Origin of the sequence: Pseudomonas sp. CCC4.1, from assembly GCF_035019225.1 — a bacterium.
GTDB classification, from domain to species: domain Bacteria; phylum Pseudomonadota; class Gammaproteobacteria; order Pseudomonadales; family Pseudomonadaceae; genus Aquipseudomonas; species Aquipseudomonas bubulae.
Genome location: NZ_JASJWL010000105.1, coordinates 1 through 6,924, shown reverse-complemented (window position 1 = coordinate 6,924; position 6,924 = coordinate 1). Strand labels below are relative to the sequence as shown.

Sequence of the window (6,924 nt, the reverse complement as noted above, 5' to 3'; positions counted from 1 at the left end):
AGATGTGTATAAGAGACAGAGCCCCTACTACGCAAGCGCCCCCGCCCCGGCGAACATCAACGCACTGATCGACCTGCTCAATAGTCGCTATGGCATCGAGTTGCCGCTGGCCGACCTGTTTCGCTGGAACGCCAACACCGTCAGACAGGCCGGTTTGCGTTCGGCCGTGCTGATTGGCAGTGAGACGCTGGACGGCCAGCGCTGTGATCATTACGCCTTGCGTCAGGATGCTATCGACTGGCAGCTGTGGCTGCGTGAGGGCGAACAGCGCCTGCCGTGCCGCCTGACCATCACCCGCCGCGACATACCCGAGCAGCCGCGTCACAGCGTCGACTTTACCTGGCAGCTCACACCGGCAATCAGCGCCCACAGCTTTGATTTTGATCCGCCCGCAGGTGCCCAGGAAGTGCCGTTGCAGTGGGCCCCGAGCAAATACAGCCTGGAGGCGCAACCATGAAGCGTCTGCACTGGCTGTTCTGTGGCGTGCTCAGCGCCTGCCTGCTGCACACCTCTGTCGCCCTGGCCTGGCAACTGCGCGGTGGTGGCGGCGCACGGACTTTTGTGCTGCCGCACACTGGCGGACACCCAGCGCCGCACCCCATGCCACAGCCACAGCCGCATCCACAGCCGGGGCCGCACCCCTACCCGCAGCCGGCCCCCCAACCGCATCCCTACCCGGCACCACGGCCCATGCCACCTCCGCCACGGCCCTTGCCTGCGCCACCACCACCGGACAACTGGTATCACCCGTGGGCAGCCGCCGCCGTGGTGGGTGCAACCACGGCCACGGCAATAGCCATCGGCTCGCAAGTCACCAGCGTGCCTGCGGACTGCGTATCGGTCGTGGCCAACAATGTGGCGTATCAACACTGCGGACCAACCTGGTATCAGCCCCGCTATGTGGGTGGCAACGTGCAGTTTGTGGTGGTCCCCGCCCCCTGGTAATCGTGCTCAAGCAAGGAATGCTTTATGACAGCGCTCAACGATCTGAATGCCCTGCAAGCCAGCATCGCCGAAGCGGTATTGGGCCAGGACGAGGTTATCCGCCAGATCATCGTCGGCTTGCTGGCCAACGGTCATCTGCTCCTCGAAAGCCTGCCGGGTTTGGCCAAGACCCGCACCGTCAAGGCGTTGGCCAGGCACCTGGAGGCGCAGATGAGCCGTATCCAGTTCACCCCTGACCTGCTGCCATCGGACATCACCGGCGCCGAGGTGCTGCACCAGGTGGACGGCCAGAACCTGATCCGTTTTCAACCCGGGCCTTTGTTCGGCAACCTGATCCTGGCCGACGAAATCAACCGCGCCCCGGCCAAGGTGCAGGCGGCCCTGCTTGAAGCCATAGAAGAACGGCAGATCACCGTCGCCGGCAACAGCCACCCGCTGCCCGCACTGTTTATGGTGCTGGCTACGCAAAACCCCATCGAACAGGAAGGTACCTACCCGCTGCCCGAGGCGCAGATGGACCGCTTTGTGATGAAAGTGCTGCTCGACTACCCAAGCCCGGCAGATGAATCCCGGGTGCTGCGCATGCTGCGCGCTGAAGAACAGGTGCAGCACGCCACGGCCGACACAGCCCCGCCGTTTACCCTGGGTCAGGAGGTGATTTTCGCGGCTCGCCGCGAAGTCGCCACAGTGGCCGTGTCCCCCGCCATCGATGCTTACCTGATCGACCTGATCAACGCCACCCGCCGTCCTGCCGACTATGACGCCGATCTGGCCCGCTGGATCAGTATCGGCGCCAGCCCCCGCGGCGGTATCGGCCTTGACCGCTGCGCCCGTGCCGACGCCTGGCTGCGCGGCCAGGCCTTTGTCACCCCGGACAACGTGCGCGCCGTGGCGTATCCGGTACTGCGCCACCGCCTGCAACTGAGCTACGACGCCGTGGCCGATGGCGTCAGCGCTGATCAGGTACTGCAACGCATACTCGACAAAGTCGCGATACCTGCCTGATGCACGCCCAACGGCAGGAGGCCGACGGCCTGGTATACGTCTCGCTTGCGCAACTGATGGCGCTGGAGTTCAAAGCGCGGGCGTTGAGTTTTGTCGCCCGCCAACCCCACGGCAGTATCCTCTCGGGCAACCATGCTTCGCGCTTGCGTGGCCGCGGCCTGAATTTTGACGAACTACGCCGCTATCAACCCGGTGACGACCTGCGCCACCTCGACTGGCGCGCCTCATTGCGCACTGGCAAGCCAGTGGTGCGTACCTTTACCGAAGAACGCGACCGCCCGGCCTTGATCGTGGTCGACCAGCGCATGTCGATGTTTTTTGGCTCCAGCCGCAGCTTCAAATCCGCCACCGCTGCCGAACTGGGTGCACTGGCCGCATGGATGGTGTTCAACGCCGGTGACCGGGTGGGCGCCCTGGTATTCAACGATCAACGCATCGACAGTATTGCCCCGCTGCGCAGCCGCAAACGGGTGGAGGCGTTGTGCAGCAAAATTGCCCGGCAAAACCAGGAACTCAATGCCACTCAACCGGACTGCGAAGACGCCGATCAACTGGACAAGGTCCTGCAACAGTGCCTGGCCATTGCCGGGCATGACCACCTGATTTGCCTGATCAGCGATTTCGTCGGGGCCGGGCCGCACACCCTGCAGTTGCTGCGCCAACTGGCAGTGCACAACGATGTCATCGCCATGCAGGTTTACGACCCATTGGCGCTGGACCTGCCCGATACCGGGCGCTTGCTGGTTACCCAGGGCCAGTTGCAAGTGGAGCTGGCGGTAGAGCACGCACACGTACGCCAGCCGCTGGGCAACTTCCTCAGCGGGCGCTTCAAGGACATCGCCAGCCTGCTGCGCCGCAGCCAGGTGCCGCTGATGATGTTCAGCACCGCGCAGGATACTCACAGCCAGCTGCGAATCGAACTGGGCAAACTGGGCGGGGCGCGGCCATGACCAGTCCTATCCCCAGCATTGACCAACTGCAAACCCTGGCCCTGCCTGCACCTGTCAGCTACCTGCCGCAGACCTGGGGCTGGTGGGCCTTGCTTGGGGTTGTGCTGACCGGCCTGGCGGTCTGGGCGGCACGCGCCTGCTGGCAGTGGCGGCGTGACCGCTACCGGCGCGAGGCCTTGCAACGGCTGGCACAACTGCGCGCGGCCAACGACCCGCTGGGCACCTTGCGCGAACTGCCCACGCTGCTTAAACGGGTGGCACTGTCCATGCCCGTCCCGCAGGCAGCGGCGCCTCTGCAGGGCGAGGCCTGGCAGGACTTTTTACAACGCCACGGCCCACCGCCTGTGCCCGAGGATTTCAGCCAGCAACTGGCGTTTCTGGCCTACGCCCAGGATGAGCAATTGCTCGCCCTGCCCGCCGCACAACGCCAGCAGTTGGTCGACACCTGTACACGCTGGGTGGAGCTGCACCATGTGGCAGTTTGATTATCCCTGGTTGCTGCTGTTGCTGCCCTTGCCGTGGTTCGGCTACCGCTGGCTGCCCGCTTACCGCGAAGCCCGCAGTGCAGTACGCGTACCGTTTTTCAACGCCATGAGCCGCGCTGTCGATCAAGCACCACAGATCGCAGGCGCGCAGCACAACATCTGGCAATTGCTGCTCAACCTGCTGGTGTGGACATTGCTGGTGGTGGCCGTGGCCAGACCGGTATGGGTCGAAAAACCCATCGAGCGCCAGCAACCGGTGCGCGACCTGATGCTTGCCATCGATATCTCTCAATCGATGCAAACCACCGATTTCACCGACGCCAGCGGGCAGAGGATCGACCGCCTGAGCGCGGTCAAACACGTGGTGCAGGACTTTATCGCCCGGCGCAAGGACGACCGCATCGGCCTGATCCTGTTTGGTAGCGCTGCCTATCCGCAAGCGCCACTGACCCTCGACCACGCCAGCCTGTCGCTGCTGCTGGACGACACCGGCATCGGCATGGCCGGGCCCGACACCGCTATCGGCGACGCCATCGGCCTGAGCCTGAAACTGCTCGACCAGGCCCACGAGCAGGAGAAAGTACTGATCCTGCTCACCGACGGCAACGACACCAGCAGCGCCATCCCCGTGCCCCGTGCCACGGCCATGGCGGCGGCCAAAGGGGTAGTGATCCACACCATCGGCATAGGCGACCCGGATGCCGACGGCGAAGCCAAGGTCAACCTTGCAGCCCTGCAGAGCATCGCCAAAAGCACCGGCGGCCAGTACTTTCGCGCAGAAGACCGTGACAGCCTGAACCAGGTCTACGCCACCCTCGACCAGCTCACCCCGCACAGGGTGCAAACCTTCAGCCACCAGCCCAAACGTGACCTGTTCTGGTTACCCGTAGCGGCCGCCATCAGCCTGATAGCGCTGTATCATCTGCTCGCACTGCTGGCCTCACGGCGCCACCCGCGCTCACCACCGCGGGAGGCCTGAAATGGAGATCAACCTGAGTGACTTCCACTTTCTGCGCCCGGCCTGGCTGCTGTTGGCGATTGCGGGTGCCCTGCTACCGCTAATGTGGCGCCGCAGCCATGACCAGCAACGGCGTTTGCGGGCGATCATCGCTCCCCACCTGTTGCCACACTTGCTGGTCACCCCGCCCGACAGCCACCGCCTGCGCCCGGTACATTTGACCGCTGCCCTGCTGATCATCGGCGCCATTGCGGCCGCAGGCCCCACCTGGGAACAGGACCGCCCGGCATTCCTGCAAAACCGCGCGCCGTTGATCATTGCCCTCGACCTGTCCCTGTCAATGGATGCCAGCGATGTGCAGCCCACCCGGCTGGAAGCCGCCAAGCACAAATTGCATGACCTGACTGCCCGCCGCAGCGGTGCCCGCACGGCCCTGATCGCCTACGCGGGCAGCGCCCATCTGGTGTTGCCCGCCACCGACGACCCGGCGCTGCTCGACAGTTTTATCCAGGCCCTGGGCACCGATCTGATCGCCCGGCCCGGCAAAAACGTGGCGGCGGTGATCGAACAGGCCAAGCGCCTGCTACAGGCCGAGAAAGCTCCGGGCACCCTGTTGCTGATCACCGACGGTGCCGACACCACCCAACTGGACAGCCTCAAAGCCCTGTTGCCGGGCAGTGCCCTGCAAGTGCTGATACTGGCAGTGGGCAGCAGCAATGGCGGGATCATTCGCGATGCCAGCGGCCAACCGCGCACCGACAGTTCCGGTCGCCCGCAACTGGGCAGCTTCGACAGCGCCGCGCTCAAGCAACTGGCCGCGGCCACCGATGCACCGCTGGGCAGCCTGACCATAAACAACGATGATCTGGACTGGGTCGAAGGCCACGCCCAACAGCACTTCCAGGCCGCCAGCGACGAGCAGCGCGAGCTGCAATGGAAAGACGCCGGTTACTGGTTATGCGGGCCCCTGCTATTGCTTGCCTGGTTCTCGGTGCGCCGTGGCTGGAGCCTCAACTGGAACGCCGTCCTGCTGCTGGGCGCAGGGCTGGCCCTGCAACCGTCACCGGCGCAGGCCAACGCACTGACCGATGCCTTCTTCACCCGGGATCAGCAAGGGCGTTGGGCCTTTGAGCACCAGCACTACCCCGCAGCAGCCGAGTTATTTGTCGATCCTTACTGGAAAGGCATCGCAGCTTATAACGCCGCCGATTTCGATCTGGCACTGGCCAGCTTTGCCCAGTTGAACACCGCCCCGGCGTACTTTTACCTGGGCAATATTTACGTACGCCGCTACAAGTTCGATCAGGCGATTGCCGCCTATCGCCAGGCCTTGGCCCTGCAACCGCAGTTCCCCGAAGCCAGTGCCAATTTGGCATTGGCCATTGCCCTGGAAAAAGATACCGACAGCGCCGAGCAGAACACCCCCGAAGTCAAACCTGACGCGATCAAATTCGACAAGCCGCCAGGCAAAGGCCAGAGCAAACCGCTGCAAACCCCGCAGGCGGCCAGCGACGAACAATGGCTGCAAAACCTGACCACCTCTCCGGCCAATTTCCTGCGGCAAAAATTCAGCCTGCAAGACCAAAAGGTGGCGCCATGAAGCCCTGCGCCCTGGTACTGCTGATGTTCGTCGGCCTGGCACAGGCCAACGAACCGCAACTGTTGGTGCAGGCCCGGCTGGTACCGGGTGATGCCGTGGTGGTGGGCGAGACCTTGCAGTTGCAGGTCGATGTGCTCACCGACAGCTGGTTCACCCGTGGTGCGTCATTACCCGAACTGAACCTGGACGGTACCGATGTGACACCGCCCAATGGTGAGGCCGGGCACCTGTCGCAGACGATTCAGGGCCAGACCTTCAGCGGCCTGCGCTACACCTATCGAATCACCCCGACGCAGGCGCAAGCGTTCTCGATCGCGCCACTGACAGTGCGCGCGACCCCGGCGCAGGCCAGCCATGAGCTGTCGGGGCAAACCCCGGTGCTGACCTTTCGTGCCAGTCTGCCCGAAGGGTTCAGCCCCGGCGAACCGATACTGGTGGCCAGCGCGTTGCGCCTGAGCCAGACCCTGACCCCGCCAGGCGGCCCGTTCAAGGTGGGTGACAGCCTGACCCGCAGCGTGACGTTACAGGCCGACGGTACCCCGGGGCTGGCCCTGCCCGCTCCGCCCCGGGGCTCGGTGGCCGGACTCGGTGCCTACCCGCAGACCCCGCAGGTGAGCAATCTGGACGACGGCCGGGGCGGTTTCAATGGCGGTCAGCGCATTGACCGGATCAGTTATCGCATCGAGCGCGAAGGCGATTTCGAGCTGCCGGCAATCCGCGTCAAATGGTGGGACAGCGTGAACCGCCAAATCCGTTTCGGCGAACTCCCGGCCGTCACCTTCAAGGCCACAGCCAGCAGCAGCTACACCCCGGTGTTCTCGATCGTTGACGACCTCAGGCAAATGGGCCAACCCACCCGGCTGCGGCTGCCCGCCACGTTGCTGGTTGGCATCGGGTTATTGCCTGTCTCTTATACACATCGGGTTGGCGGGGTGTGGTTGTAAAAAAAAAAGGGGGGGGGGGGGGGGGGGGGGGGGGGGG

Annotated in this window: 8 protein-coding genes; all 8 read left to right on the top strand. The window is 64.3% G+C overall.

Annotation, left to right across the window (positions count from 1 at the left end):
* On the top strand, window positions 1-457 hold a 457-nt coding region (locus QN377_RS22825; protein ID WP_323567669.1), incomplete at its 5' end, for a DUF2092 domain-containing protein.
* The gene (locus QN377_RS22820; protein ID WP_240043200.1) at window positions 454-945 is read left to right on the top strand and encodes a hypothetical protein; all 492 of its coding nucleotides are present in this window, start codon (window positions 454-456) and stop codon (window positions 943-945) included. The genes QN377_RS22825 and QN377_RS22820, both read left to right, overlap by 4 nt.
* Before the next feature lie 24 nt (window positions 946-969).
* Entirely contained in the window at window positions 970-1,950 is a 981-nt protein-coding gene (locus QN377_RS22815; protein ID WP_322213028.1) for a MoxR family ATPase, read from the top strand.
* Complete coding sequence (locus QN377_RS22810) at window positions 1,950-2,900, top strand: DUF58 domain-containing protein (protein ID WP_322213029.1); 951 nt, start codon at window positions 1,950-1,952, stop codon at window positions 2,898-2,900. The genes QN377_RS22815 and QN377_RS22810 overlap by 1 nt, the downstream gene beginning before the upstream one ends.
* Window positions 2,897-3,385: a DUF4381 domain-containing protein gene (locus QN377_RS22805; protein WP_095023535.1), complete on the top strand. Its 489-nt coding sequence runs from the start codon at window positions 2,897-2,899 to the stop codon at window positions 3,383-3,385. Before QN377_RS22810 ends, QN377_RS22805 begins: the two co-directional genes overlap by 4 nt.
* A complete protein-coding gene (locus tag QN377_RS22800) occupies window positions 3,372-4,364 on the top strand; it encodes a VWA domain-containing protein (protein WP_322213030.1) in 993 nt (330 codons plus the stop codon). Before QN377_RS22805 ends, QN377_RS22800 begins: the two co-directional genes overlap by 14 nt.
* Before the next feature lies 1 nt (window position 4,365).
* Entirely contained in the window at window positions 4,366-5,943 is a 1,578-nt protein-coding gene (locus tag QN377_RS22795; RefSeq protein ID WP_322213032.1) for a VWA domain-containing protein, read from the top strand.
* Window positions 5,940-6,887 carry a hypothetical protein gene (locus tag QN377_RS22790; RefSeq protein ID WP_323567668.1) on the top strand — a complete coding sequence of 316 codons (948 nt, stop codon included), beginning with the start codon at window positions 5,940-5,942 and terminating at the stop codon, window positions 6,885-6,887. The genes QN377_RS22795 and QN377_RS22790 overlap by 4 nt, the downstream gene beginning before the upstream one ends.
* Window positions 6,888-6,924: the final 37 nt, after the last annotated feature.